Origin of the sequence: Polynucleobacter sp. Fuers-14 (genome assembly GCF_018882045.1) — a bacterium.
In the GTDB taxonomy this organism is placed as follows: domain Bacteria; phylum Pseudomonadota; class Gammaproteobacteria; order Burkholderiales; family Burkholderiaceae; genus Polynucleobacter.
On record NZ_JACVPG010000008.1, the window covers coordinates 67241 to 92746 of the forward strand.

The window sequence follows — 25506 nt, forward strand, 5'->3', positions numbered from 1 at the left end:
ACTTAGTTGCCAGCAACGATGGACATGACAGCCATACGCACAGCAATACCAAACGTAACCTGATTGAGAATGACCGACTGAGGTCCATCTGCCACGAACGAATCAATCTCCACGCCACGGTTCATCGGTCCAGGATGCATGACAATAGCATCCGGTTTTGCCAAAGCTAAACGAGTTGGCGTTAAGCCGTACTGTTTATAAAAGGCACCGCCCTCAGGAACTTGCCCAGTCTCCATGCGCTCCTTCTGAATGCGCAAGGTCATCACTACATCCACATCCTTTAAGCCCTCTTCCATACTATGGAATACCTTAACGCCCAACATATTTAAATCACTAGGAAGCAAACTCTCTGGACCAATCGCACGAATATCTTCACATCCTAAGGTGGTGAGCGCATGAATGTTGGATTTAGCAACGCGGCTATGAACAATGTCGCCCACAATCGCCACCTTCAAACCTTTAAAGTTTTGCTTAAAGTGACGCATCGTATACATATCCAACAACCCTTGAGTAGGGTGCTGATGACTGCCATCGCCAGCATTGACCACATGCACATGAGCTGGAACATGGTTTGCTATTTCAATAGGGGCTTTCGAAACCCCATGACGCACGACAAAAATATCAGCCTGCATTGCCACCAAATTATCAATCGTATCTAACAGGCTCTCACCCTTAGCAGTAGAGGATGTGGAGATATCCAAGTTAATGACGTCTGCAGATAGGCGTTTAGCAGCAATCTCAAAAGTAGTTCTAGTTCGGGTAGAGTTCTCAAAGAAAAGATTAAATACACTTTTTCCTCGAAGAAGTGGTACCTTCTTCACCTCGCGGGCAGGATCTGTCACACTCACAAACTGTTGCGCAGTATCCAAAATATGAAGAATCTGCTCTTTAGGGAGTCCCTCTAGAGTGAGAAGATGCGTCAATTCTCCAGCCGTATTAAATTGATTCACAAGCTGACTCATTACTCACGCTCCTCTAGCTGAAAGCTGAACTTACCAGCGGTATCTTTTTCTAAAACCAATATTTTATTTTCTGAGACTTCTACAAGTTCACCAACAAAATTGGCGCACACCGGAAGCTCACGGTTTCCTCGATCAGCCAAGACCATTAACTCCACTTGGGCAGGTCGGCCAAAATCAAACAACTCATTCAAAGCTGCTCTAACAGTTCTACCAGTGAGTAGTACATCATCAATCAAAATAACATGGGCGCCATTGACCTCAAAAGGTAAATGCGTGGTCATTGTGCTAGCAGTGCGTAAAGCAGTCATACCTTTCTCAGCATAGTCATCGCGATGAAAGGCAACATTGATCACTCCAAAATGTTTAAGCCCTAAATCTTGAGCTAAACGCTCAGCAATCCACGCGCCTCCCATTGCGAGACCTGCGAGCTCAAAAGCACCCTCTTGCGCTCTCTTGCGCAGATTCTCTAGTAGTTTTCCGTACAACTGTTCAGCATTCATTCTCTCGTCCGGTATTTTTAGGATCTATTAATTAATATATTTTCTAATTTAAGGTCTTAGTACTCTGCTCTGCAAAATATTGCTCCAAAATTAGAGCTGCAGAATGCGCATCTAGATTGTCTTGCATCTCAGGATTACCCTCCAAAACGACTGATGTATAGCGCTCATCGACCCAAACAACTGGCAAATGAAAGCGCCCATGCAACTGATTGCCAAAGCGGATTGCTTTGGCCGTCATTTCATGTGGGGCTCCATCAGGATGGGTTGGTTTTCCAACCACCAATTGGTCTGGCTGCCACTCCGCCATCAGAAGCTCTATCTCTTTAAACAAGATATCGCTACTTGATGCAGCAATCGTCTTTAAAGCTTGGCCTGACTTGGATATGGAGTTTCCAACGGCCACACCCACTCTACGAGTTCCAAAATCAAAAGACAATATCGTCAATGCTCTAGGCATGGCCAGCCTCACCGGATAGATGAGACAAATCAAAGCCAAGGTGGCTCACAGCCCTCTCATAACGCTGACCTGATGGGGTATTAAAAATAATCTCAATCATTTGCTCTCGTGCCAAAGGCACATTCATCCAACCATTGAGGGTGATTTCTTCCTCAAGCTGACCAGCACTCCAGCCTGCATATCCCAAGGTCATTAAAAAATTTTGCGGGCCTTTGCCTGCAGCAACTGCCTCAAGGACGTCCTTTGAAGTAGTCATCGTCAAGCCACCGGGAATAATTAAGGAGGAGCTGTAAGGAGATAGTGTCTCAGACTCATGCAACACAAAACCACGCTCAACTTGAACTGGGCCGCCAAAATATACCGGCTGATTTAACAAGGGCGCAATCTCAAGCTTCAGCTCAATCTTGTCAAAAAGAGTGGCTAAATTAACCTCAGTAGGTCGATTGACTACCAAGCCCATTGCACCCCTCTCGGTATGCTCAAAAAGATAGATTAGGGATCCGGCAAAATTGGGGTCAACCATGCCAGGCATAGCAATTAGGAATTGATTGGCTAGATGGTCTGCCGAAAAAGAAATTGAAGACTCTGGCGATGACGCTGGGTCTGGAGTATTGAAGGCTTTTTTGGCCGTAGACATATAGGGTTATTTTACAGAAATTAGCGCCCTATCAAGCGCTTTTTACCAATAAACCATAAGATAGGGGCTATGCAAAAAGCTCTCGTTTGGCTCCGCCGTGATCTCCGCCTCTATGACAATGCCGCGCTTCATCACGCCCTAAAAGAAAGTGGCCAAGTTTGGCTTACCTTCATTTTTGATACGGACATTCTCAAACCCTTATTGAAGGGTAATTTAGATGCCAATGGACTCAAGCATGACCGCCGCGTGGATTTCATCTGGCAGGGCATAAAGCAAATTGATGATGAGCTTCGCAAACAAGGTGGTGGACTCATCGTGCGCTTCGGAAAACCTACTGAATGCATCCCAGAAATTGCAAAAGAGTTAGGTGTGGAAGCCGTCTTCACCAATCGTGACTACGAACCTTCAGCGATTGAGAGAGATCAAACCGTTAAAGCATCTCTAGAAAAATTAGGGATTGATTTTGAAAGCTTTAAAGATCAAGTGATTTTTGAGAAGAAAGAAATTCTCACAAACTCAAACACTGTCTTTTCCATTTTTACCCCTTATAAAAATAACTGGCTCAAGACTCTCCAAGAAAAAGATCTTGCTGCCTATGAGTGCAACCCAAAGCCTAAGCAATTTGGAGCCATTCCAAAAAAATTAGATCAAAAACTGCCTTCTTTAGAGTCGATGGGATTTAGCCCCACCGGCATCGAAAGCTATATAACGCCTGGCTCCGATGGTGGTCAAGCCTTTTTGGAGGACTTCCTGCCACGCATTGATCAATATCAAATCGGTAGAGACTTCCCCGCAATTAAAGGTGTAAGTTATCTCTCTACACATTTACGCTTTGGCATGCTCTCTATCAGAGGCTTAGTACGTGAAGCCCATCGTCGCATGTTGGCTGGTAGCATGGGTGCAACCATTTGGTTAAGCGAACTGATTTGGCGTGATTTTTATTTCATGATTCTGGCTAATCATCCTCGCTTAGCCACAGGCGCATCTTTTAAACCGGACTATGACAACATCGTTTGGGAATCTGGCTCTAAAGCAAAGAAGCTATTTACTGCTTGGTGTGAGGGAAAAACAGGATACCCACTTGTGGATGCAGCCATGCATCAACTTAACCAAAGCGGCTACATGCATAACCGCTTACGCATGGTGGTGGCAAGCTTTCTGACTAAAGATTTGGGAATAGATTGGCGCTGGGGCGAAGCCTACTTTGCAGAACATCTCAATGACTTTGAGCTTTCATCCAATAACGGCGGATGGCAGTGGGCCTCTTCCTCAGGATGTGATGCACAACCCTACTTCCGCATCTTCAACCCTATTACCCAGTCAGAAAAATTTGATCCAGAAGGTAAATTTATTAAACGCTACCTTCCTCAATTGGAAAAGCTCTCCAAAAAGTCGATTCACGCCCCCTGGAAGGCCGGCCATATTGAATTAGAGGCCGCTGGGATAGTTATTGGACGAGACTACCCATTACCAGTCGTAGATCACGATGAAGCACGAAAAAATACCTTGGTGCGGTACAGCGTTGTTAAAAAAGTTGCCTAATACACAGAATCATTAGAGCCCTATTCACCGTTCCGATTTAAGATAGGGTATGAGCAAGATCTACGCGGTAGGCGATGTGCAAGGGTGTGCGCCATCACTCAAAGCCCTAGTCAAGAAACTTCCTAAAAAATCCAAGATGATTTTTTTGGGAGATCTCGTCAATCGTGGCCCAGACTCACTCGGTGCATTACGCCAACTGAAAGTCTTACAGGAATCGGGTCGCGCTGAATGCATCCTTGGCAATCATGATCTACACCTCCTAGCAATCGACGCAGGGCTTCGCAAACCCAAGGGCTTAGACACCATCGAACCCATACTGTCTGCGCCAGATCGTAGAGAACTCATTGATTGGATTCGTAATCGACCTATGGCATTGAGTAATGGCAAAGTATTGACAGTTCACGCAGGAGTGTTACCGCAATGGGATCTGCAGCAAACAATTGAATGCGCGCAAGAAGTAGAAAAAACTTTACGCGGTAAATCGTATAAAGACTTTTTAGCCAACATGTATGGCAATACGCCGAATCAGTGGAGCAAGTCACTGAAAGGTTATGAGCGCCTTCGCGTGATCACCAACACCCTAACCAGAATGCGTTTCTGCACACCAACTGGCAAAATGGAATTTGAAAGCAAAGAAGGTTTGGAGCAAGGTCCCAAAGGCTATATCCCGTGGTTCAAGGTTCCAAGTAGAAAGACTCAAGACATTCTGACCTATTTCGGTCATTGGTCAACATTGGGCTTGCTACGTCAACATAATGTGATTGGCTTAGACACCGGCTGCGTATGGGGTGGAAAGCTCTCTGCCCTAGAAATCTCAAGCTCAAACAAAGACTCCAAAAATCTGGAGCTCATTCAGGTGAATGGTTACGACCACCCACTCAGAATGTAAAGAATCAAAAAAAGAGTTATTAAAAGCTTAAAGCTTTTTAAATGAATTCTCGGCAGCAGCAATAATGGCATCAATCACTACATTGTCATGAGCAATTGAAGTAAAGCCAGCCTCATAAGCTGAAGGCGCCAGATAAACCCCTTCACCTAGCATCAGATGAAAGAATTTCTTAAATGCTTCAATATTGGTTTTAGTAACAGCTTCATAAGAAGTTGGTACTTGATTAGTGAAGTAAAAACCAAACATACCGCCAACGCTATCCACAGCAAAAGGAACGCTGGCCTTATCTGCAGCTTGTTTTAAGCCTGCCATTAACTTTTCTGTTTGGCCAGTCAAGCATTCGTAGAAACCTTCGCGAGAAATAATCTCCAAAGTTTTTAATCCTGCAGCAACCGCTACCGGGTTACCGGATAAAGTGCCCGCTTGATAAACATTACCCAAAGGGGCAAGCTTATTCATAATCTCTTTCTTGCCACCAAACGCCGCCATAGGCATGCCGCCGCCCATGACCTTACCTAGGCAAGTGAGATCAGGGGTTATGCCCTGCAAGGACTGAGCGCCACCTAAGGCGACCCTAAAACCAGTCATCACTTCATCGTAGATTAAGACGCTGCCATGCTTACTAGTCAAACTTCGAATAGTCGATAAAAATTCTTTTGAAGGCTGAATGAGATTCATATTGCCGGCAATCGGCTCCAAGATCACAGCAGCGATCTGATCTCCCTGCTTTTTAAAGACTTCCTCAATTGCTGCCACATCGTTATACGGCAGAACTAAAGTGTGCTTCACCAAATCCTGTGGAACGCCACCAGAAGAAGGCGCATTTTGTGTAGAGTCTGCAAAGGTAAGCAAGCCCGAACCTGCTTTGACCAAGAGACTATCGGCATGGCCGTGATAGCAGCCTTCAAACTTAATAATCAAGTCACGGTCAGTGTAACCACGAGCCAGACGCAAAGCACTCATCGTTGCTTCAGTTCCACTAGAAACCATACGCACTTGTTCGACACTCGGCATAAGTACACAGATACGCTCAGCCAATTCAATCTCGCCTTCAGTAGGGGCACCATAACTAAAGCTAGTTTCAGCAGCTTTCTGAACCGCAGCCACCACCTCAGGATTAGCGTGGCCCGCAATCATTGGGCCCCAAGACATAATTAAGTCGATATAACGCTGATCATTGGCATCCCAAAAATAAGGACCTTGGGCTCTAGTAACAAAACGGGGAGTTCCGCCCACCTGACGAAATGCTCGCACTGGAGAATTGACGCCCCCAGGAATTGTCTTTTGTGCACGCTCAAATAAAACTTCGTTTTGATCTACTTTTGCCATCATTGCTTCCGAATTAAATTGCCATCATTTCAAAATCTTCTTTACGGGCACCGCACTCTGGACAAGTCCAGTTCATCGGAACATCTTTCCAAAGGGTTCCGGGTGCAATACCTTCATCAGGCAAACCAGCGGCTTCGTCATAAACCCAACCGCAGATCAAACACATATACGTTTTAAATTCCATTACCTTGCTCTCCACATATTTTTAGTTACTTTAAGCTGGTCGCTTAGCATGCATCTCGAACTTGAATAAACGGCACTCCAATGGACCATTAAATAAAGGGGTGCGCTTAGATTCTTTGATGCGTAGCTGACCTGGCAGAGCCATATCCGCAGTCAAAACAAAGATATTCCAGCCACCAAAATCATCTTTGAGATGCTGTCCAAATTGACGCAAAAACTCGACAAACTTTGGATCCTGCTCTTCTTGGGCTTGAAGCTTCTTCAGGGATTCACGACTTGAACGTTTAGCACTTTGACGACCAGTCTCTAAGTTCAATTCAAAACGATTATCAGGTTCATCATCGTAATCAGAATCTTCACTAGAAGCACGATCCTGACCACGTCCACCCTTAATTACCAGACGCTCGCCATAAGGAGGGTTTAATAACATTACACCCTCGCTAAGATTGCCCGGTGCTTTTGCAGCCAAGGCGTCCACCTGACGTACCACTGGCTGATCGGGCAATTGGGCTCTTTGCCAATTACCTTTGAACATCGATACTAATTTCTCGTTAATATCGCCACCGGATATTTTCAGAGCATCGACATTTGGATATTGCTTACGCTTTTCCAGCATCAAAGCAAGTGCCGCCTCTTTCAAATCTACCCAGCGCTTTTGCTCAGCAGCTTCATTAAACGGCTTGAGCCTTTGAAACCCAAAACCGTGGGCTGATGTCACTAAAGGGCGATAAGCTAATCGACTTGGTTTGGCATCATCGCCATACATGCCCGCACGAATAGCGCCCGGTGGAACGCCTAGTGCTATCTGCGCAGCCTCAATTAAGAAGGTACCACTACCACACATAGGATCAAATAGGGTTTGGCCTGGTTTCCAAGCAGTAATCGATAAGATGCCAGCGGCTAAATTTTCCTTTAGGGGTGCATCACCCTTTTCATCACGCCAACCCCGCTTGAACAATGCTTCACCCGAAGTATCTAAATAAATTGTGATTTGAGTGGCTGTTAAATGGGCCTGCACTCGCACGTCCGGAAAGGCGGTGTCGATACTGGGGCGATCACCAGTCACATCGCGCAAACGATCAACGATGGCATCTTTAATTTTGAGGGTTGCAAAATTTAAGCTCTTTAATGGGGAGCGATGTGCCGTTACATCCACTCGCAAAGTTTGCTTTGAACTAAACCATTCTTCCCATGCCAAGCCGCTCGCTAATTTATATAAGTCTTCTTCTTGCCTATAAGGCGCTTGGGCCATTTGTAATAACACTCGACTCGCAATACGGGAATGCAAGTTCAGCGCCATAGCAGCAGAAATCGGTGCAGCAAGACCAACACCACCCGTAGGGCTAGTTGGCGTAGGATCAATTACCCATGCCCCCAAGGCCTTACATTCTGGGCGTCCAGCAATCTCTGCTAGCTCCTGGGCAAGCGGCACTTCCAAACCGCCTGGACAAACAACGAAAAATCTCATGAGGCTAACAGTCTTTAAATGGGGGGATTAAAAAATAAAATAGTAATAAGCGGTATTAAAAAACTGGCCTTAAGGCTTAAACAACACTAAGGCAACAATAATGACCAGCAAGATCACTGGGACTTCATTAAACCAACGAAACCAAACGCCAGATCGTTTATTGACGCCTGCACGAAACTTTTTGAGCAAACTTAAACAGGCATGGTGATAGCCGATAACTAAAATCACAAAGAACAATTTGGCATGCATCCAGATATCGCCAGCACCAATGCCAAAGTAAAGCCATAGCGTCAGACCTAGTAGTACCGCTGGCACGGCCAAGATAGTCATAAAGCGGAAGAGGCGGTCCGCCATACCTAATAAACGGGCATAAGAGTCAGAGTTTTTTTCTTCGGCCAAGTTCACAAAAATTCTGGGCAGGTAAAACAAACCGGCAAACCAGGATGTGATGAATACGATGTGAAAGGTTTTTACCCAGAGGTAGGCGTTGCTCATATGTAGTTTGCTCTATTTATCTTTTTACTTTAGGTCCGAATCTCGCCATGGCCCATAACCACATACTTCAATGAGGTCAAGCCATCTAGGCCTACGGGGCCACGGGCATGCAATTTGTCATTAGAGATGCCGATTTCCGCGCCTAAGCCATATTCAAAGCCATCTGCAAAGCGAGTGCTAGCATTGACCATCACACTGGCACTATCCACTTCACGCAAGAAGCGATCGGCCTGCGCTTTGTTATTAGTAATAATGGCATCCGTATGTTTGCTGCCATATTGCTCAATATGATTCATAGCCTCATCGATATTAGACACTGTCTTAATGGATAAGATGGGGGCCAAGTACTCAGTTTGCCAATCTTCTTCTTTGGCATCAACCAGATTATGAAAGCCATTTGCTTCAAGGGTTTTGCGAGTCAAACTATCAACCCGTAACTCCACACCTTTATCTTGATAAATCCTGCAAAGCGTTGGCAAGACTTTCTGTGCAATATCTTGATTGACTAACAAGGTCTCCATCGCATTGCAAGGAGCATAGCGTTGAGTCTTGGCGTTATCACATACCTTCACTGCCATTGCTATGTCCGCATCAGCATCAATATAAGTATGACAAATTCCATCTAAGTGCTTAATCATCGGTACACGCGCTTCAGCCATAAGGCGCGCAATTAGACTCTTGCCACCGCGGGGTACGATCACATCAATGTATTGAGTCATGGTGATCATCTCGCCGACGGCGCTACGATCGGTAGTGGTCACCACTTGCACAGCATCTTTAGGTAAGCCAGCAGCAGCCAGACCCTCTTGAATAATCTGGGCCAATAAAGTATTTGAATCAATTGCTTCGGAACCACCACGCAAAATCACGGCATTGCCAGACTTTAAGCACAATGCAGCTGCATCGATAGTGACGTTTGGGCGAGACTCATAAATGATGCCAATAACACCCAAAGGTACGCGCATCTGACCCAACTCAATGCCGGAAGCCTGCTTTTGCAAAGCAGAAATTTTGCCAATCGGATCATCCAAAGAAACAATTTGTTCTAAACCCAAAGCCATGGTTTCAATAGTCTTGGGAGTCATAGTTAGGCGATCAACAAAAGCAGGATCTTGCCCATTGCCTTTTGCGCGCTCTACATCCGCTTGATTAATCTTCTGAATTTCAGTAGCTTGCTGGCGAACCAATTTAGCAATATGCAATAAAGCCTGATTCTTTTGCTCGCTTGATGCGCGCGCCATTGCACGCGATGCAGCGCGTGCTCGCATCCCAATATCTTGCATCATTTCCTGAATAGATGAACTCATTTCTTAATCTCTTATTTCTTAACGGAGTAAATTTCCAACTAAACGCAAACCATCCCAAGGATCGGCAGGTAATTCAGCCGCATGCAAACCTTTTACTTGGCGATCCAATCCTGCCGCAACCTGCATCGCTCTTCGTAGCTTGAGGGGCTGAACCCTTCTCAATGCCGCCGGGTATAAACGTTCTTTATTTCCCCAAATTCGGTTGGCCCGCATTAAGTTCTGCACAGATTCACCAGCATCGCTTGCAGCTTTTAATTTAGATAGTATCCGAAGCTCTTCAGTTACGCTCCACAGAATCAATACCAGCGGCTCACCCTCACCTTTGAGGCCATCCAGCATGCGATTCAATCTAGCCAGATCTCCAGCAAGCATTGCTTCGGTCAATTCGAACACGTTATAGCGCGCCACCTTCAGAATGGATGAGCGAATTTGCTCCTCGCTGAGTTTTCCGACAGGATATAACAATCCCAACTTCAAAATTTCTTGATGAGCAGCGATCAGATTGCCCTCTACCTGATCAGCAATAAATTCAAGTGCACGCTGACCTTCTGAACCCAGTTCTACTTCTTGATCTTGGCGCTTAAGTCGTCCAGCGATCCACTGTGGCAAATGACTGCGATCCAAAGAATCAATCTGAATTGCCATGCCAGCATCATCTAAAGCACTGAACCATGCAGAAGTCTTGGTTTTGCCATCCAGACGAGGCAACACAATACAGACAACCGTATCTGGACCATCTGACCCCATAGGCTGCGCAGCAATTTGAGATGCGAACTGCTTAAGAGCATCGGCTCCATCGCGCCCAGGCTTACCAGTTGGAATGCGTAGTTCGACCCAACGCTTATCGCCAAATAAAGACATGGTCTGACCAGCACTCAGAAGAGCACTCCAATCAAATCCACGCTCTTGTAATAGCACTTCGCGTTCAGTAAAGTTTTGTTTCTTGGCAGCGGACCGTAACTGATCCATAGCTTCCATCATCAACAGCGGCTCATCGCCGCTAAAAACATACAGCGGCAACATAGCGCCACCAGAACTCAAAAACTTGAGGTGCACTTGCAAGGCATCAACTTTAACCATGCCTTAATCTACCTCTAAAAAGCTCTTGATTGCGGGGCTTTTGCAGCCGCTGCAACACGGCGCAAGATCTGAATAGCCAAATCTTTACGCATCAAGGTTAAGAATTGCTGAATTTGAACATCGGTAGCCAATACCGTTGAAACCGTGAAGTCCATATCGCGTGTCATATAAATCTCTGCCTCAGGCACGATTTCTGCTCCAGCCAAGTCGTAGGCTCTAAAGCCAACACGAATATTGAGGCGATATGCTGAGACTTGACCGTTGGAGTTGTAAGCCAAAATCTCGCGACCATTGATATCGTTAGTAATTTCCAAGATGAGATCTGCATCTTTAGGATTAATAGCAACTTTCGCATCCGTGCCTGTCAGAATCGCCGTCTGCAAGTCCACCCTAAGAGGTGGGGATGGGTTACCAGTAATTGCAATCGCCTTAAAAGGTAAATCCACCATACCGCGCAAACGATACCCGCAAGCAATCAAGCCACTCAGAGGTGCTGTGGCCATTAAACCCAACATTGCACGTCGCAGGTGATTTACGCTCATCGCTTTAGTTTCTATAAAAGGTTAGGCAACAATATTGACCAAACGACCAGGCACCACAATCACTTTTTTAGGTACACCACCATTTAATGCTTTTTGAGCAGGCTCACTTTGTAAAGCCAATAACTCAACCTGCTCTTTGCTTGCATCTGCTGGCACCTTAATATCGCCACGTAACTTGCCATTAATCTGCAGCATCAATGTCAGCTCTGTTTGAATCAAGGCTGACTCATCTACAGACGGCCATGGAGCATCAAGTAAAGGCCCGTAAGTCTTTGTATAAGCAAGATCTTTCCACAACACATGAGTCATGTGTGGAACTACAGGATAGAGAACGCGTAATAAGATACTTAAGCATTCACGCAAGACAGGCGCACTAATGTCAGCATTCTGCTCCAACTTGATAGGCTCAAGAATATTGAGCATCTTCATCGCTGCAGAAACCACTGTGTTGTATTGACGACGTTGATAGTCAAAATTAGCTTGCTTCAAAATGGTATGCACTTCACGGCGAAGTTCTTTTTCAGCATCACTCAAGTTACTAGGCAAGCTATCAGAAACGTCACGCAATGCGCCTGCTTGAGCGCTGGAATACATCCAGACACGACGCAAGAAACGAGAGGCGCCATCCACACCAGCGCCAGACCACTCCAACTGTTGCTCAGGAGGAGCAGCAAACATCACAAATAAACGCGCAGTATCTGCGCCATATTGATCGATTAATGATTGAGGATCAACACCATTGTTCTTGCTCTTAGACATCTTCTCAACACCACCAATGATGACTGGTGTATTTGAAGCGTCACCTATCACCTTGGCGCCTTGTGGACGACCCTTCTCATCAAGATCTAATTCCACATCCAAGGGATTAAGCCAAGTCTTTTTACCCGCAGCATCTTCAGAGTAATAGGTCTCATTGAGGACCATTCCTTGGGTCAGCAAATTCTGGAAGGGCTCGTCAAACGTGATGAGATTGAGATCGCGCATGACCTTAGTCCAGAAACGGGCATAGAGTAAATGCAAAATCGCATGCTCAATGCCACCAATGTACTGATCCATCGGCATCCAATATTCATTGCGCTCATCGACCATGGTCTTAGCATTAGGTCCGGTATAGCGCATGAAATACCAAGAGGAATCCACAAAGGTATCCATAGTGTCAGTTTCACGACGCGCAGGCTTGCCACACTTCGGACACTTCACATTCAAGAAGTCAGCACGCTTATTGAGTGGATTACCACTGCCATCGGGTACACAATCTTCCGGCAATACTACTGGCAGGTCTGCCTCCGGCACGGGCACAGCACCACAACCTAAATTACTCTCATCGCCACAATGAATAATCGGAATCGGCGTACCCCAATAGCGCTGACGAGAAATTCCCCAATCACGCAATCGATAGGTAGTCTTGATTTCGCCAATGCCGAGCTTTTCAAATTCTTTCGCAACAGCGCTCACCGCCTCTTCATGCGACAAGCCATCAAACTGAGCACTGTTAAAACAAACTACCCCTTCTTTTTGGGCATACCAATCTTCCCAACGAGTGGCATTAAACATTGGCGACTCGCCTTTGAGCGCAATCACTTGCTTAATTGGTAAGTCATACTTCAGCGCAAAAGCAAAGTCGCGCTCATCGTGAGCCGGCACGCCCATAACTGCGCCATCGCCATAAGACATTAATACGTAATTACCAACCCAAACAGGCACTGGCTCATGAGTCAAAGGATGTGTGACGTATAAGCCAGTAAACATCCCCTCTTTTTCTTGAGTAGCTAAATCAGCCTCGATCACGCTACCGGTCTTGCATTTCTCAATAAATGCGGCGAGCTCGGGATTGTTAGTGGCTGCCTTGGCAGCCAATGGATGCTCAGCTGCTACAGCGCAGAACGTAACACCCATGATGGTGTCTGCACGGGTAGTGAACACATACAAAAGGCCATCTTGAATAAAGTTACCGTGATCATCAGCAATATCGTGCTTAAAAGCAAAACGTACACCACGGCTTTTGCCGATCCAGTTTTGCTGCATGATCTTGACGCGCTCAGGCCAGCCCAAGCTATCTAAACCAGAAAGCAATGGTTCTGCATACGCAGTGATATTGAAGTAATAACCAGGGATCTCGCGCTTCTCTACTAAAGCGCCAGAGCGCCAACCACGACCATCAATCACCTGCTCGTTCGCCAAAACCGTTTGATCAATTGGATCCCAATTCACCACTTGCGTTTTGCGATACGCGATACCTTTTTCGAGCATCTTTAAAAAGAGCCACTGGTTCCAACGATAGTAGTCAGGACTACAGGTAGCCACTTCACGTGACCAATCAATCGCTAAACCCATCGCAGCCATTTGCTTTTTCATATAAGCAATGTTGTCGTAGGTCCATTTAGCGGGAGGAACTTTATTCTGAATGGCTGCATTTTCTGCAGGCATGCCAAAGGCATCCCAACCCATAGGCATGAGGACGTTATAGCCCTGCATACGGAGCTGACGCGCCATCACATCGTTAATGGTGTAGTTGCGTACGTGCCCCATGTGGAGCTTGCCAGATGGATAAGGCAACATTGAGCAGGCGTAGTACTTTGGCTTCTGTTTACCCTGCGCATCCACTGCGTTCTCGGCTACTTGATAGACTCGCGCACTTTCCCAATCAGCTTGCGCTGCCGCTTCAATACTGCGGTAGTCGTAATCCTTACTCATTCTTCGACAACTCTTTTCTTCTATTTTTAATTGATTGACTAATTATTTACGTAAGCCGAGAACATCTTGCATATCGAATAAACCAGCACTTTGGTTTTGCAAGAAACGGGCTGCACGCAATGAACCTTGCGCATAGGACTGACGGCTTGAAGATTTATGACTGATTTCAATACGTTCGCCATCACCTGCAAATAAGACAGTATGGTCACCAACAATATCGCCACCACGAATCGTTGCAAAACCAATAGAGCCTTCTTTACGTTCACCGGTATGACCTTCGCGTGCATACACGGCAACGTTATCGAGCTTTTCACCTAAAGCATCTGCAATCACCTCACCCATCTTGAGTGCAGTACCAGATGGAGCATCCACCTTATGCTTATGATGCGCTTCAATAATCTCAATGTCATAACCTTGATTGAGCATCTTTGCCGCGATCTCTAGCAACTTAAAAGTGGCGTTCACACCCACGCTCATGTTTGGCGCAAAAACGATTGCTAGCTTTCCTGATGCATTTTTTAAGCCAGTAATTTGATCGGCAGTCAGACCCGTAGTACCAATAATCATTTTGGTACCCGTCTTCTCAGCAACAGCCAAATGAGCCATGGTGCCCTCAGGCCTAGTGAAGTCGATTAAAAATTGTGCATTGGCTAAAACCTGGGGGACATCAGAAGAAATCAGTACGCCAGTCTTTTTACCCAAGAAGGCGCCAGCGTCTTCACCCAGCTGCGCGCAAGCATCATGCTCAAGCGCGCCAACCAACTGCGCATCAGTTGTATTGAGAACGGTCTCAATCAACATCTTACCCATACGGCCTGTTGCGCCTGCAATTGCAATCTTCATCATTTTTCTTCGCTTCTGGTTAAAAGTTGCTGAAGGAACTCACTTCAGCATCAACACATAAGTAATTTTTACTTGGCTTCACTAGCCTGCGGAACATTAAGAGCGCCAGACCCCAATGGCTCAAGCTGAACATTTGGATCCTTTTTAGAAAAACTAAAAAAGTCCCAGAATGAACTACCAGTAGTAGCTGGTGGTATGGCCGCACCCGCTGCCAAATTATCCGTTTTACTTGGCACCATCAGCTCTGGTTGCTGCAATGGCGGGGTAACAGGTGGCTTATTGGATCCCGTAATGACATCCCAGAATGAACGTTTGGTTTTAGAGTAGTTATCGATCTCGGCAACCATCTCAACTTCTGTAGGCAAAGCATCACCGTCAAACTTCACTACTTTGTCGCCATCAAAGAACACTGTGACATGACGATCTTTGCCCATGACCTGACCAGCACGCTTATATTCAAAAATATAATCCCAGCGATTCGCATGGAAGTAACTTGCCAATAATGGTGTGCCTAAAATTTGACGCACCTGCTCACGAGTCATACCTAATTGCAACTTAGAGTACTGCTCGCTAGAAATGAAGTTGCCTTGGACAACATCTGGAACATAAGGTCTAAAAACCTTATTCATCCAAGCGCGTTGAGTTTCATCAACGGCAGAAGTGCATCCAACCACCCCCATCAATCCCAATAGAGTCAGGGACACCAGCCCCAATCGAGCAGGGGAATAAACGCCCTTCAAAAACGGGTTCAAAAAGCGGGTAAAAAGTTCAAGGCAATTTTGCATGGCTGGCCGTATCATTAAGACATTGATTTTAGCTCCCAATGCCATAAATATGACCCAAAACCCTAGCCCTGAAGATTTACGCGATATTGGCCTAAAAGCTACCGGCCCAAGGATGAAAATCCTCGATTTTTTTCATCAAAACGGCGGAACCCACTTTAGCGCCGAAGATGTCTTCATGGCCCTAGCCAAAGAAGACAAAGAGATCGGTCTGGCAACGGTTTACCGGGTACTTACCCAATTTGAACGGGCTGGCCTTCTACTGCGTAGCCATTTTGAATCTAGCAAAGGTGATAGCAGGGCGATTTATGAATTGAATGAGGGTCAGCACCATGACCATCTGGTTTGTATCGATTGTGGCCATGTAGAGGAATTTGTAGACGAAGCCATTGAAAAAAGGCAGCGCGATATTGCTAAAAACCTGGGTTTTAAGCTCCAAGAGCATTCTTTAGCCATGTATGGCCACTGCCTGAAGAAAAATTGCCGTAATAAACAAGCTAAATAAACAGCCAAAATAAGCCGTTTTCAGCACTGTAGAAGTAAAAAAGACCTCAATTTGAGGTCTTTTTTACACTATTAAGCTGAAAAAAAGAATTTAAACGTTTTTTAACAACTTTTAGACACTCTTAGCTACTCTTATCTATTTTTTCTTACTTTACAGCCATTAATGCTTCAGCAGCATTGAGCATCTGCACTGAATAACCCCATTCATTGTCATACCAAGCCAATACCTTCACCAGCTTGCCATCCGCAGAAACGCGAGTTTGGGAGGCGTCATAAATACTTGGGCGTGGATCATGGTTAAAGTCGATGGATACCAAGGGCAATGTATTAAAGCCCAAAATGCCTTTGAGCTCACCTTCGCTAGCAGTCTTCAGAATGGCATTTACTTCGTCAACGCTGGTGGCGCGACTAGCAGCAAAAGTGAGGTCGACAACAGAAACATTAATGACTGGTACACGCATCGCGAAGCCATCAAAGCGACCTGCCAATGCCGGCAAAACTAAACCAACTGCCTTAGCAGCACCTGTCTTCGTTGGGATCATACTAGTAACGGCTGAACGCGCACGACGCATATCCTTGTGATACACATCTGTTAACACTTGGTCATTAGTAAATGCATGAATAGTAGTCATCAAACCAGATTCAATGCCGATCTTTTCTAAGAGCGGTTTAACTAATGGAGCCAAACAGTTTGTTGTGCAACTGGCATTAGATACAACCACATCGCTTGGCTTCAGCACATTTTGATTTACGCCGTACACAATAGTTGCGTCTACATCTTTTTCACCAGGAGCAGAAATCAATACTTTCTTTGCGCCCTGCTCAATATGAATCATGGCTTTTTCTTTGGAAGTGAACTTACCAGTACATTCCAAAACTAAATCAACGCCCAACTCACCCCATGGGGTTTCTGCAGGATTACGTGTGCAGAACATTTTGATGCGATCACCATTAACCACCATGAAATCACCATCAACAGATACATCTGCTGGGAAGCGGCCGTGAGCAGAGTCATATTTTGTAAGGTGCGCGTTAATAGCAATATCACCCATCGCATTAATTGCGACGATCTGGATATCACGACGTGGCTTGCCGTTTACTTGATCTTCATAAAGAGCACGTAATACCATTCGGCCAATACGCCCATAACCATTAATAGCGACACGAATTGTCATTTATTTCCCCTTACTAATATTGAATTTATTTAGTATTTCTATTATTTCTTTGCAATACATTGTTTAACTGTCTTCGCAATCTGATCAGCAGTTAAACCAAAATATTCATACAACACGGGTGCTGGTGCTGATTCGCCAAAGGTATCTACGCCATGAACTGCTGCGCAACCATACTTCCACCAGAAATCACTCACACCCGCTTCAACTGCAATACGCGGAATATTTTCAGGTAATACTTTTGCTTTGTAAGCAGCATTCTGTTGATCAAAAACAGTGGTTGATGGAATTGAAACCACGCGAATACCTAAACCTTCTTTTTCCAACTGCTGCGCAGTTTGTAGTGCAAGCGCAATTTCAGAACCAGTCGCAATAATGACTGCATCAATCTTGCCAGAAGGATCACGCAAAACGTAACCGCCACGAGCGATTTCTTTAATTTGTGCAGGGGTACGAGATACAAATGGGCAATTCTGACGACTAAAGATTAGGGCGCTAGGTCCATTCTTACGTTCAATGGCTGAGCCCCAGGCTACAGCACTCTCTGTGGTGTCACAAGGACGCCAAACCATTAGGTTCGGTATTAGGCGCAAGCTAGCTACATGCTCCACTGACTGATGGGTTGGGCCATCCTCACCCAAACCGATTGAATCGTGGGTAAAGACAAAAATACTGCGCAACTTCATCAAGGCAGCCATACGCAAAGCGTTACGACTGTAATCGGAGAAGGTTAAGAATGTGCCGCCAAATGGAATATACCCACCATGTAAGGCAATACCGTTCATGATGGCGCTCATACCAAATTCACGCACGCCATAGTTGATGTGATTACCCCATTGATCAGCGCGCACAGGTTTGCATGAAGACCAGTTGGTTAAGTTCGATCCCGTTAAGTCAGCAGAACCACCCATAAATTCTGGTAAAGCAGGTGCCAAAGCTTCGATCGCGTTCTGACTTGCTTTACGAGTCGCAATGGTTTCTGCTTTAGTTTGGCAAGTTTTTAAGTATGCATTTAATGTAGATGAAAAATCTTTAGATAAATCACCCGCCATACGACGTTGCAATTGAGCAGCAAGTTCTGGAAATTTGTTTTTGTATTTCTGAAATTCTTTATTCCACTCATGTTCGGCAGCTTGACCGCGCTTTTTAAAATCCCATGCCGCATAAATATCTTTTGGAATTTCAAATGGCGCGTATGGCCAATTCAATGCAACACGAGTTTCAGCAATTTCAGTCGCGCCCAATGGCGAGCCATGCACTTTATCGCTGCCAGCCATATTTGGCGAGCCTTGACCAATCGCGGTCTTGCAGCAAATCAGGGTTGGCTTATCGCTCGTTTTAGCCTTTGCAATCGCAGCTGATACAGCCTCTGCATCATGCCCATCAACAGCGCGAATGACGTTCCAGCCATAAGCCTCAAAACGCTTCGGCGTATCTTCGTTAAACCAAGAAACGACTTTGCCATCAATCGAGATGCCGTTGTCATCCCATAATGCAATCAGCTTATTGAGTTTGAGTGTGCCAGCCAAAGAACACACTTCATGGCTAATGCCCTCCATCAAACAACCATCACCTAAAAATACATAGGTGAAGTGATCAACAATATTAAAGCCAGGACGATTAAATTCTTCTGCTAATAATTTTTCAGCAAGCGCCATTCCTACTGCATTCGAAATTCCTTGACCCAATGGACCCGTGGTTGTTTCTACGCCAGGAGTAATTCCATACTCAGGATGTCCTGGAGTTTTGCTGTGCAATTGACGGAAATTTTTCAACTCTTCAATTGGCAGGTCGTAACCAGAAAGATGCAAGAGTGAATATAACAACATGGATCCATGGCCATTGGATAAAACAAAACGATCACGATCAATCCAATGTGGATCTGTTGGGTTATGTTTTAAATGTTCATTCCAAAGACCGACAGCAATATCTGCCATACCCATTGGCATACCAGGGTGACCTGAATTTGCCTGCTGTACAGCATCCATGGATAAGGCGCGAATGGCATTGGCCATACGAATTTGAAGATTTGACATCGTAAAAGTGGTCTCTGGAAAATTAATTGGCTATATTTCAGTAATGCCTCAATTTTATCTTCCCGGACCATGGGAATCCCAAAAGCCAACCGCCCTCCCCCCAGAGGTTGCCCACCATTTGCGCGTGAGACGTGTCCAAACGGGGGAATTCTTCCCGGTATTTGATGGAAAAGGCCAAGTAGCCAAAGGAGAACTGCTCTCCTTGACCGGAAAAACGGGTCAAGTTCAGTTGACGGATATCCGCACAGATACCCACCGCGAGACCCCATATGCCATTACTTTGGCTCAAGGCTTAGCTGGTGGCGACAAAATGGACTGGATTGTTGAAAAAGCGGTGGAAACAGGCGCCCAAAATATTACCCCGATGCAATGCGAGCGCTCTATTCTCAAGCTCACCCGCTCTAGCGACCTAGAGCGTGCCCAAAAAAGACTTGCCCACTGGGAGGGCATCATTCAAGCTGCATGCGAACAATGCGATCGCACTGTCCTTGCCAGCTTGGAGCCCATTCAAACTTTTGAAAGTTATTTAAAAGCGACTCCAAAACCCGCACTCAAACTACTACTCAGTCCTGATGCGACGAAAAGCCTGTATTCAGTACTGATAGAAAATGATCCACAAGATATTGTCTTAATGATCGGTCCTGAAGGTGGTCATTCATCTGAAGAAGAGGCACAAGCGCAAGCAGCAGGCTATCAATTGGTTTCACTGGGGGAGCGGGTACTCAGAACAGAAACAGCGGGTGTAGTGGCTATTACAGCCGTACACAGCATATGGAATCCTGAAATGCAAAATCGCCTCAAATAGAGGCGATTTATAGGGCTTACAAGACTTTAGCGATTAAGCAAAAGAATAGAAGACGCGGTATGGAGTTCGGCGCTCAGCCCAGAAATCAACGGCATCGCGGAAAACATCCAACAATGTTTCACGAGCTTCTTTGTCAAACTTCTGAGTGCAAGGCAGTCCTTCGAGCACCACTACAAATCCAGGCTGTGGGCCAGACTTGTCTACGGTAGTCGTCAAGGCATCTAACAAAGGATCGTAATTTTTTGCCTGCTGCTTAGTAAATTTGTAGGCAATCGCAATTGACTCCAATACTTCACCTTTAGTCATAGCATTGGCGCAATTGGCATAAATAAAGTGTTGACCCAATTCAGTTGCCGCTTCCTGCAAATCAGGAGTGCGGAAAGCGCGAATGGATTGAACGATATTAGGGCGCACACTGCGCAACATTGCCGGCGGTCCGGCATCGCGAACGGCCAAAGCGGCACGCCAAGAAGCTGTCACTTTTTTCCCCGAAACTTGATTTGCTGCATAGGTTTGTAAACGAGATAAACCGCCTTCAGCATAAATGTTGGCAGCGGATGATTCGGTTTCCAGTCGATCATTGCTATCCCAACTTTCAGCACGGCTATGTTCATCGAAGCTGGCTGTATTGCTGTTTTCAGAGCGATTATTCATGATGGGTGCTAGGTTACCCGTAACACGCCATCAAATCAAGCCCAAATACAGTGCATTTTATGTAAAGCACTGATTTATATAGAAATAATATATGTAAGTTATTACTAACTTACATATATTACCGATTCTTACGTAATGCCTCTGGCGTTACTCGCTGCCTCTACAACCGCCAAAGTCGTCACATTCACAATACGGCGCACAGTTGCGGCTGGAGTGAGAATGTGAATTGGCTTAGCAACACCTAGTAACAACGGGCCGATTGCAATGCCATTGCCTGCTGCTGTTTTTAGCAAGTTGTAAGAAATATTGGCAGCATCGATATTTGGCAGAACCAATAGGTTGGCATCGCCCTTCAGTGAAGATGAAGATACTGCACCTTCACGAATGCTTGCATCTAAAGCGCTATCGCCATGCATCTCTCCGTCAACCTCTAAAGTTGGATCTGCCTTTTGGAGCAATGCCAACACTTCACGCATCTTGACTGCAGAAGGGGCGTTGCTAGAACCAAAATTGGAATGGGAAAGTAATGCAACTTTAGGAGCTAGTCCTAGCTTACGCATTTCACTTGCAGCCATGAGAGTGAGGTCTGCTAATTGTTCAGCAGTAGGATCAAGATTGATATGAGTGTCCACTAAAAATACTTGGCGACCGGGAAGAATCAAACCTGACATCGCACCATAAACATTCGCACCAGGCTCATGCCCAATCACTTCATCAATATATTTCAAGTGCGTAGCGATATTGCCGACCGTGCCGGAAATCATGCCATCGGCAAAGCCTTTTTGAATCAACAGACTTCCAATCAAGCTATTGCGGCGACGCACTTCCAACTTAGCAAACGACTGAGTTACACCCTTACGCTCTGTGAGTGCAAGGTAGGTTTGCCAGAAATCACGGAAGCGTGAATCATTCTCTGGATTCACAATCTCAAAGTCATCTCCCGCCTTCATACGCAGGCCAAACTTCTCGATACGATGCTCGATCACTGCAGGGCGACCAATCAGAATTGGGGTAGCAAGATGCTCATCAATGATGATCTGCACTGCACGCAATACACGCTCATCTTCACCCTCAGCGAACACAATACGTTTTTGATTTGCTGGTACACGTTTAGCAATGCTAAAGAGTGGCTTCATCAAAGTACCTGAGTGGTACACGAATTGCTGCAACTGATTGCGATAGGCATCGAAATCTTTAATCGGACGTGAAGCCACGCCATCATCCATTGCCGCCTTAGCAACCGCAGGAGCAATGACTGTAATGAGACGTGGATCAAATGGTTTTGGAATTAAATACTCCGGGCCAAAGGATAAGTTATCGAGACCGTAAACAGAAGCAACCACTTCGCTCTGTTCTGCTTGAGCCAATTCCGCTACTGCCTTTACAGCTGCGACTTCCATGCCACGGGTAATCGTTGTTGCACCCACATCCAATGCGCCGCGGAAGATGAACGGGAAACACAAAACGTTATTCACTTGGTTCGGATAATCAGTACGGCCCGTTGCCATCACTGCATCTGGACGAACCGCTTTTACTTCTTCAGGCAAGATTTCTGGGGTTGGATTTGCCAAGGCATAAACCAATGGCTTCGGCGCCATCTTCTTCACCATGTCTTGCTTAAGCACACCGCCAGCAGAAAGACCTAAGAAAATATCTGCACCTTCAATCGCTTGATCAAGCGTGCGCAAATCCGTATCTTGGCAGAACGGCTCCTTTTCAGGGTCCATCAACTCTTTACGGCCTTTGTATGCAACACCAGCCAAGTCAGTAACCCAAATATTTTTACGCTGAATACCTAAATCAACCAATAGGTCTAAGCAAGCTAGCGCAGCAGCACCCGCCCCTGAGGTAACCAACTTAACTTCTTCTACTTTTTTACCAACCACCTTCAAACCATTGATGATGGCGGCTGCAACCACAATCGCTGTACCGTGTTGGTCATCATGAAAGACTGGGATCTTCATGCGTGCTTGCAACTTACGCTCAACGACAAAACAATCAGGCGCTTTAATATCTTCTAAATTAATGCCGCCAAACGTTGGCTCTAGTGCCGCAATAATTTCTACTAACTTATCGGGATCGCTTTCATTAACTTCGATATCGAAAACGTCAATGCCAGCAAACTTCTTAAAAAGAACCGCTTTACCTTCCATCACCGGCTTACTTGCCAGCGGTCCAATATTTCCCAAACCTAAAACAGCAGTACCGTTGGTAATAACGCCAACTAAATTTCCACGGGCGGTGTACTTGAATGCATTGGCCGGATCTTTAACAATTTCTTCGCAAGGAGCTGCAACGCCAGGCGTGTATGCAAGGGCTAAGTCTCGTTGATTGGTTAATTGCTTTGTTGGTGCAATTTCAATTTTTCCCGGAGTCGGAAACTCGTGGTACTGAAGCGCTGCCTCTCTTAAGGCTGCAATTTGTTGCTCTTTATTATTTTCTTTGCTCATCCACTAACTCGCTAAGTTCTGTCTTATCTTCATTTAGTTAAGACTTATAAGACTTCAATTCTATTCCTCTCGGACATTCACCTCATAACCGCCATAAAATGGGGCATGTCTTCTCGCTCCACCCCCCTCGGTGAATTTGACCTGATTGAACGTTTTTTCAAAACGGGCGCGGATTCAATGCGCTCTAAAGCAGATCAAAGTGTTACCTTGGGTATTGGTGATGACTGCGCCCTGATCAAACCACCAGAAAATGAAGAAATAGCCATTACCAGCGATATGTTGGTGGAGGGCAGGCACTTTTTTGCTGGCGCCGATGCCGCCCTATTGGCCCGCAAAGCCCTAGCAGTTAACCTTTCAGACCTCGCAGCCATGGGGGCAAGTCCGCTGGGGTTTACTTTGGCAATCGCCCTACCAAAAGTAGATGAAGTCTGGCTAGACGCTTTCTCTAAAGGGCTTTTTGCCATTGCTAAGGAGTATTCCTGCCCGCTTATCGGCGGCGATACCACTGCAGGGCCCCTAACCATCTCGATCACCGCCTTTGGCAGCATCCCTGCCGGCAATGCTATTCGCAGATCTGGAGCAAAGGCGGGTGATGATATTTGGGTCTCAGGAAATGTTGGAGATGCCAGACTTACTCTTGCTGCACTGCGTCATGAAATCAATCTATCTAGCGAAGATTTACAACGAATCGAAAACCGTATGCATCAACCAAAGCCGCGCATTGAATTAGGCATCCAATTGAGAAATCTGGCGAGCGCAGCTTTAGATATCTCTGATGGGTTGTTGGGTGATTTACGCCACATCTTGAAGCAATCGCAAGTTGACGCACAAATTCAGTTGGATCAATTACCAAAATCGAGCATCTTGAAAAAACAAGATTCTTCTATTCAAAATTTATTTGCTGCATGTGGCGGCGATGATTATGAGCTTTGCTTTACTGCACCATCAAGCCAGCAGAAAAAAATACAGGAGATTGGTAAGTCACTTCACTTGCCACTAACACTGATTGGAAAAATACTTCCGAAAAAAGATGATCAGGCAAGAGTATATTTACTAGATGCATCAGGAGCTCTCCTGAGTGATTCACAAGCAGCTCCTTTCCTCAACTCATTTGACCACTTCGCACGATGACCAATGTTGAGCATTCCGCAGAAGTGATACCAAACTTCAAATGGGTTTTTCAAACTGCCAGTCGCACTATTGCCTTTGGCTTTGGTAGCGGATTAAGCCCTGTAGCTCCAGGCACTGCCGGCACGCTCTGGGCCTGGGCTGCATTTCTAATAGGTGAATACTTTTTCAGTACGGCAGACTTTCTCTGGATCATTGGTGGCGGCATTTTGCTCGGCTGCTGGATCTGCGGCCATGTCAGCGAAGAGCTTGGTAAAAAAGATTTTGGCGGTATTGTTTGGGATGAGATCGTCGCGTTCTGGCTGGTGCTTATCTTCATCATGCCAGCTAATGCTTGGATGCAGTTTATTGCTTTTGCGCTATTCCGATTTTTTGATGCCCTCAAACCAGGACCTATTGGCATGATTGATCGTCACTTTAAAAATACAGCAAGTAATAGCACTCAGCGATCAAGCTTCTTGCAAATCATTTGGCGAGGGTTTGGAATTGTGGTGGATGATCTTGCTGCTGCATTTTGTACACTGCTCGCAGTAGCCTTGATACAGTTTCTCACTAGATAATGAACTCAATTGATCTCACCAAAACATTAGCCGAGATTTTGCTTTCTAGAAATTGGATGGTGTCGCTCGCAGAATCTTGTACTGGTGGTCTTGTATCTGCCACCCTGACTGAACTTGCAGGCTCAAGCGAGTGGTTTGAACGTGGCTATATCACTTACAGCAATGAAGCAAAAACGGAGTGCCTGGCGGTCCCAGCTCAGCTAATTGAGTCCTATGGGGCTGTCAGCGAGCCAGTGGCTAAGGCCATGGCCGAAGGTGCGCGGATCAATTCAGGAAGTGATGTAGCTATTTCTGTCACTGGGATTGCCGGCCCGTCAGGCGGGACCGCTGAGAAGCCCGTAGGCACAGTCTGTTTTGGCTGGGCGACTGAAAATCAAACCCTCACTAAAACCATGCATTTTGACGGTGATCGTCAAGCAGTAAGGCAGCAAGCAACCGAATTTGCACTGACTGAGTTAATCGCACTACTCAGAAGTTAAGCGCAAAT

At 45.8% G+C, this 25506-nt stretch carries 25 protein-coding genes; 7 read left to right on the plus strand and 18 right to left on the minus strand.

Going from position 1 to position 25506, the window contains the following annotated elements; genetic code table 11:
* Nucleotides 1-2: 2 nt before the first annotated feature.
* Genes ICN40_RS05680 through ICN40_RS05695 form a run of 4 tightly spaced genes read right to left on the minus strand, consistent with a single transcriptional unit; the run spans nucleotide 3 to nucleotide 2556 of the window.
* On the minus strand, nucleotides 3-962 hold the full coding sequence (locus ICN40_RS05680; RefSeq protein ID WP_216242737.1) for an aspartate carbamoyltransferase catalytic subunit: 960 nt from the start codon (nucleotides 960-962) through the stop codon (nucleotides 3-5).
* Nucleotides 962-1462, minus strand: a complete 501-nt coding sequence (gene pyrR, locus ICN40_RS05685) for a bifunctional pyr operon transcriptional regulator/uracil phosphoribosyltransferase PyrR (RefSeq protein WP_216242739.1) — start codon at nucleotides 1460-1462, stop codon at nucleotides 962-964. Before pyrR ends, ICN40_RS05680 begins: the two co-directional genes overlap by 1 nt.
* Before the next feature lie 43 nt (nucleotides 1463-1505).
* Nucleotides 1506-1919: a Holliday junction resolvase RuvX gene (gene ruvX / locus ICN40_RS05690; protein WP_216242741.1), complete on the minus strand. Its 414-nt coding sequence runs from the start codon at nucleotides 1917-1919 to the stop codon at nucleotides 1506-1508.
* On the minus strand, nucleotides 1912-2556 hold the full coding sequence (locus ICN40_RS05695) for a YqgE/AlgH family protein (RefSeq protein ID WP_216242742.1): 645 nt from the start codon (nucleotides 2554-2556) through the stop codon (nucleotides 1912-1914). Before ICN40_RS05695 ends, ruvX begins: the two co-directional genes overlap by 8 nt.
* Nucleotides 2557-2625: 69 nt before the next feature.
* On the opposite strand from ICN40_RS05695, the gene ICN40_RS05700 reads away from it, so the two are divergent.
* Together ICN40_RS05700 and ICN40_RS05705 are read left to right on the plus strand one after the other, a co-directional pair.
* On the plus strand, nucleotides 2626-4098 hold the full coding sequence (locus ICN40_RS05700) for a deoxyribodipyrimidine photo-lyase (RefSeq protein ID WP_216242743.1): 1473 nt from the start codon (nucleotides 2626-2628) through the stop codon (nucleotides 4096-4098).
* Between the two features lie 49 nt (nucleotides 4099-4147).
* Nucleotides 4148-4987, plus strand: coding sequence for a symmetrical bis(5'-nucleosyl)-tetraphosphatase (locus ICN40_RS05705; protein ID WP_216242745.1), 840 nt, complete (start codon nucleotides 4148-4150; stop codon nucleotides 4985-4987).
* Between the two features lie 27 nt (nucleotides 4988-5014).
* Here the strand turns inward: ICN40_RS05705 and hemL are convergent, their stop codons facing one another.
* The 10 genes from hemL to ICN40_RS05755 all read right to left on the minus strand — a co-directional run bounded on the left by hemL (nucleotide 5015) and on the right by ICN40_RS05755 (nucleotide 15632).
* The gene (hemL, locus tag ICN40_RS05710) at nucleotides 5015-6316 is read right to left on the minus strand and encodes a glutamate-1-semialdehyde 2,1-aminomutase (RefSeq protein WP_216242906.1); all 1302 of its coding nucleotides are present in this window, start codon (nucleotides 6314-6316) and stop codon (nucleotides 5015-5017) included.
* A 13-nt stretch (nucleotides 6317-6329) separates the two neighbouring features.
* Nucleotides 6330-6500, minus strand: coding sequence for a rubredoxin (locus ICN40_RS05715; protein WP_071464595.1), 171 nt, complete (start codon nucleotides 6498-6500; stop codon nucleotides 6330-6332).
* 30 nt (nucleotides 6501-6530) lie between these two features.
* Nucleotides 6531-7967, minus strand: a complete 1437-nt coding sequence (locus ICN40_RS05720; RefSeq protein WP_216242747.1) for a class I SAM-dependent RNA methyltransferase — start codon at nucleotides 7965-7967, stop codon at nucleotides 6531-6533.
* 69 nt (nucleotides 7968-8036) lie between these two features.
* Nucleotides 8037-8462 carry a CopD family protein gene (locus tag ICN40_RS05725; RefSeq protein ID WP_216242749.1) on the minus strand — a complete coding sequence of 142 codons (426 nt, stop codon included), beginning with the start codon at nucleotides 8460-8462 and terminating at the stop codon, nucleotides 8037-8039.
* A gap of 29 nt (nucleotides 8463-8491) precedes the next feature.
* Entirely contained in the window at nucleotides 8492-9769 is a 1278-nt protein-coding gene (locus ICN40_RS05730; RefSeq protein WP_216242751.1) for a glutamate-5-semialdehyde dehydrogenase, read from the minus strand.
* An 18-nt stretch (nucleotides 9770-9787) separates the two neighbouring features.
* A complete protein-coding gene (gene holA, locus ICN40_RS05735; protein ID WP_216242752.1) occupies nucleotides 9788-10849 on the minus strand; it encodes a DNA polymerase III subunit delta in 1062 nt (353 codons plus the stop codon).
* 14 nt (nucleotides 10850-10863) lie between these two features.
* Entirely contained in the window at nucleotides 10864-11391 is a 528-nt protein-coding gene (gene lptE / locus ICN40_RS05740; RefSeq protein ID WP_216242754.1) for an LPS assembly lipoprotein LptE, read from the minus strand.
* A 21-nt stretch (nucleotides 11392-11412) separates the two neighbouring features.
* Nucleotides 11413-14085 carry a leucine--tRNA ligase gene (leuS, locus tag ICN40_RS05745; RefSeq protein ID WP_216242756.1) on the minus strand — a complete coding sequence of 891 codons (2673 nt, stop codon included), beginning with the start codon at nucleotides 14083-14085 and terminating at the stop codon, nucleotides 11413-11415.
* A gap of 42 nt (nucleotides 14086-14127) precedes the next feature.
* Nucleotides 14128-14928, minus strand: coding sequence for a 4-hydroxy-tetrahydrodipicolinate reductase (gene dapB, locus ICN40_RS05750; protein WP_216242908.1), 801 nt, complete (start codon nucleotides 14926-14928; stop codon nucleotides 14128-14130).
* Nucleotides 14929-14996: 68 nt separating this feature from the next.
* Nucleotides 14997-15632, minus strand: coding sequence for an outer membrane protein assembly factor BamE (locus tag ICN40_RS05755; protein WP_308281771.1), 636 nt, complete (start codon nucleotides 15630-15632; stop codon nucleotides 14997-14999).
* Between the two features lie 130 nt (nucleotides 15633-15762).
* Here ICN40_RS05755 and fur point away from each other — a divergent pair, with 130 nt between their 5' ends.
* On the plus strand, nucleotides 15763-16215 hold the full coding sequence (gene fur / locus ICN40_RS05760) for a ferric iron uptake transcriptional regulator (RefSeq protein ID WP_072583439.1): 453 nt from the start codon (nucleotides 15763-15765) through the stop codon (nucleotides 16213-16215).
* Between the two features lie 145 nt (nucleotides 16216-16360).
* Here the strand turns inward: fur and gap are convergent, their stop codons facing one another.
* Both gap and tkt read right to left on the minus strand, forming a co-directional pair.
* Nucleotides 16361-17389 carry a type I glyceraldehyde-3-phosphate dehydrogenase gene (gene gap, locus ICN40_RS05765; protein WP_216242760.1) on the minus strand — a complete coding sequence of 343 codons (1029 nt, stop codon included), beginning with the start codon at nucleotides 17387-17389 and terminating at the stop codon, nucleotides 16361-16363.
* Between the two features lie 41 nt (nucleotides 17390-17430).
* Entirely contained in the window at nucleotides 17431-19422 is a 1992-nt protein-coding gene (tkt, locus tag ICN40_RS05770) for a transketolase (protein ID WP_216242762.1), read from the minus strand.
* Between the two features lie 43 nt (nucleotides 19423-19465).
* Here tkt and ICN40_RS05775 point away from each other — a divergent pair, with 43 nt between their 5' ends.
* A complete protein-coding gene (locus tag ICN40_RS05775) occupies nucleotides 19466-20227 on the plus strand; it encodes a 16S rRNA (uracil(1498)-N(3))-methyltransferase (RefSeq protein WP_216242764.1) in 762 nt (253 codons plus the stop codon).
* A gap of 33 nt (nucleotides 20228-20260) precedes the next feature.
* Here ICN40_RS05775 and ICN40_RS05780 read toward each other — a convergent pair whose 3' ends face one another.
* Together ICN40_RS05780 and ICN40_RS05785 are read right to left on the minus strand one after the other, a co-directional pair.
* Complete coding sequence (locus ICN40_RS05780) at nucleotides 20261-20881, minus strand: barstar family protein (RefSeq protein WP_072583343.1); 621 nt, start codon at nucleotides 20879-20881, stop codon at nucleotides 20261-20263.
* Between the two features lie 128 nt (nucleotides 20882-21009).
* Nucleotides 21010-23331 carry an NADP-dependent malic enzyme gene (locus ICN40_RS05785; protein WP_072583344.1) on the minus strand — a complete coding sequence of 774 codons (2322 nt, stop codon included), beginning with the start codon at nucleotides 23329-23331 and terminating at the stop codon, nucleotides 21010-21012.
* A gap of 105 nt (nucleotides 23332-23436) precedes the next feature.
* On the opposite strand from ICN40_RS05785, the gene thiL reads away from it, so the two are divergent.
* Genes thiL through ICN40_RS05800 form a run of 3 tightly spaced genes read left to right on the plus strand, consistent with a single transcriptional unit; the run spans nucleotide 23437 to nucleotide 25498 of the window.
* Entirely contained in the window at nucleotides 23437-24462 is a 1026-nt protein-coding gene (thiL, locus tag ICN40_RS05790) for a thiamine-phosphate kinase (protein WP_216242766.1), read from the plus strand.
* On the plus strand, nucleotides 24459-25019 hold the full coding sequence (locus ICN40_RS05795) for a phosphatidylglycerophosphatase A (protein WP_216242768.1): 561 nt from the start codon (nucleotides 24459-24461) through the stop codon (nucleotides 25017-25019). The genes thiL and ICN40_RS05795 overlap by 4 nt, the downstream gene beginning before the upstream one ends.
* Nucleotides 25019-25498: a CinA family protein gene (locus tag ICN40_RS05800; RefSeq protein ID WP_072583347.1), complete on the plus strand. Its 480-nt coding sequence runs from the start codon at nucleotides 25019-25021 to the stop codon at nucleotides 25496-25498. The genes ICN40_RS05795 and ICN40_RS05800 overlap by 1 nt, the downstream gene beginning before the upstream one ends.
* The last annotated feature ends 8 nt before the right edge of the window (nucleotides 25499-25506 follow it).

What these genes read in the sequence shown, in the direction of transcription:
- thiL (WP_216242766.1), top strand. Translation starts at nt 23,437, where the DNA reads ATGTCTTCTCGCTCCACCCCCCTCGGTGAATTTGACCTGATTGAACGT.
- ICN40_RS05680 (WP_216242737.1), bottom strand. Translation starts at nt 962, where the DNA reads ATGAGTCAGCTTGTGAATCAATTTAATACGGCTGGAGAATTGACGCAT.
- ICN40_RS05700 (WP_216242743.1), top strand. Translation starts at nt 2,626, where the DNA reads ATGCAAAAAGCTCTCGTTTGGCTCCGCCGTGATCTCCGCCTCTATGAC.
- ICN40_RS05705 (WP_216242745.1), top strand. Translation starts at nt 4,148, where the DNA reads ATGAGCAAGATCTACGCGGTAGGCGATGTGCAAGGGTGTGCGCCATCA.
- gap (WP_216242760.1), bottom strand. Translation starts at nt 17,389, where the DNA reads ATGACAATTCGTGTCGCTATTAATGGTTATGGGCGTATTGGCCGAATG.
- hemL (WP_216242906.1), bottom strand. Translation starts at nt 6,316, where the DNA reads ATGGCAAAAGTAGATCAAAACGAAGTTTTATTTGAGCGTGCACAAAAG.
- ICN40_RS05780 (WP_072583343.1), bottom strand. Translation starts at nt 20,881, where the DNA reads ATGAATAATCGCTCTGAAAACAGCAATACAGCCAGCTTCGATGAACAT.
- ICN40_RS05795 (WP_216242768.1), top strand. Translation starts at nt 24,459, where the DNA reads ATGACCAATGTTGAGCATTCCGCAGAAGTGATACCAAACTTCAAATGG.
- ICN40_RS05730 (WP_216242751.1), bottom strand. Translation starts at nt 9,769, where the DNA reads ATGAGTTCATCTATTCAGGAAATGATGCAAGATATTGGGATGCGAGCA.
- ICN40_RS05725 (WP_216242749.1), bottom strand. Translation starts at nt 8,462, where the DNA reads ATGAGCAACGCCTACCTCTGGGTAAAAACCTTTCACATCGTATTCATC.
- holA (WP_216242752.1), bottom strand. Translation starts at nt 10,849, where the DNA reads ATGGTTAAAGTTGATGCCTTGCAAGTGCACCTCAAGTTTTTGAGTTCT.
- ICN40_RS05800 (WP_072583347.1), top strand. Translation starts at nt 25,019, where the DNA reads ATGAACTCAATTGATCTCACCAAAACATTAGCCGAGATTTTGCTTTCT.
- tkt (WP_216242762.1), bottom strand. Translation starts at nt 19,422, where the DNA reads ATGTCAAATCTTCAAATTCGTATGGCCAATGCCATTCGCGCCTTATCC.
- ICN40_RS05720 (WP_216242747.1), bottom strand. Translation starts at nt 7,967, where the DNA reads ATGAGATTTTTCGTTGTTTGTCCAGGCGGTTTGGAAGTGCCGCTTGCC.
- ICN40_RS05775 (WP_216242764.1), top strand. Translation starts at nt 19,466, where the DNA reads ATGCCTCAATTTTATCTTCCCGGACCATGGGAATCCCAAAAGCCAACC.
- leuS (WP_216242756.1), bottom strand. Translation starts at nt 14,085, where the DNA reads ATGAGTAAGGATTACGACTACCGCAGTATTGAAGCGGCAGCGCAAGCT.
- fur (WP_072583439.1), top strand. Translation starts at nt 15,763, where the DNA reads ATGACCCAAAACCCTAGCCCTGAAGATTTACGCGATATTGGCCTAAAA.
- pyrR (WP_216242739.1), bottom strand. Translation starts at nt 1,462, where the DNA reads ATGAATGCTGAACAGTTGTACGGAAAACTACTAGAGAATCTGCGCAAG.
- ICN40_RS05785 (WP_072583344.1), bottom strand. Translation starts at nt 23,331, where the DNA reads ATGAGCAAAGAAAATAATAAAGAGCAACAAATTGCAGCCTTAAGAGAG.
- lptE (WP_216242754.1), bottom strand. Translation starts at nt 11,391, where the DNA reads ATGAGCGTAAATCACCTGCGACGTGCAATGTTGGGTTTAATGGCCACA.
- ICN40_RS05715 (WP_071464595.1), bottom strand. Translation starts at nt 6,500, where the DNA reads ATGGAATTTAAAACGTATATGTGTTTGATCTGCGGTTGGGTTTATGAC.
- dapB (WP_216242908.1), bottom strand. Translation starts at nt 14,928, where the DNA reads ATGAAGATTGCAATTGCAGGCGCAACAGGCCGTATGGGTAAGATGTTG.
- ICN40_RS05695 (WP_216242742.1), bottom strand. Translation starts at nt 2,556, where the DNA reads ATGTCTACGGCCAAAAAAGCCTTCAATACTCCAGACCCAGCGTCATCG.
- ruvX (WP_216242741.1), bottom strand. Translation starts at nt 1,919, where the DNA reads ATGCCTAGAGCATTGACGATATTGTCTTTTGATTTTGGAACTCGTAGA.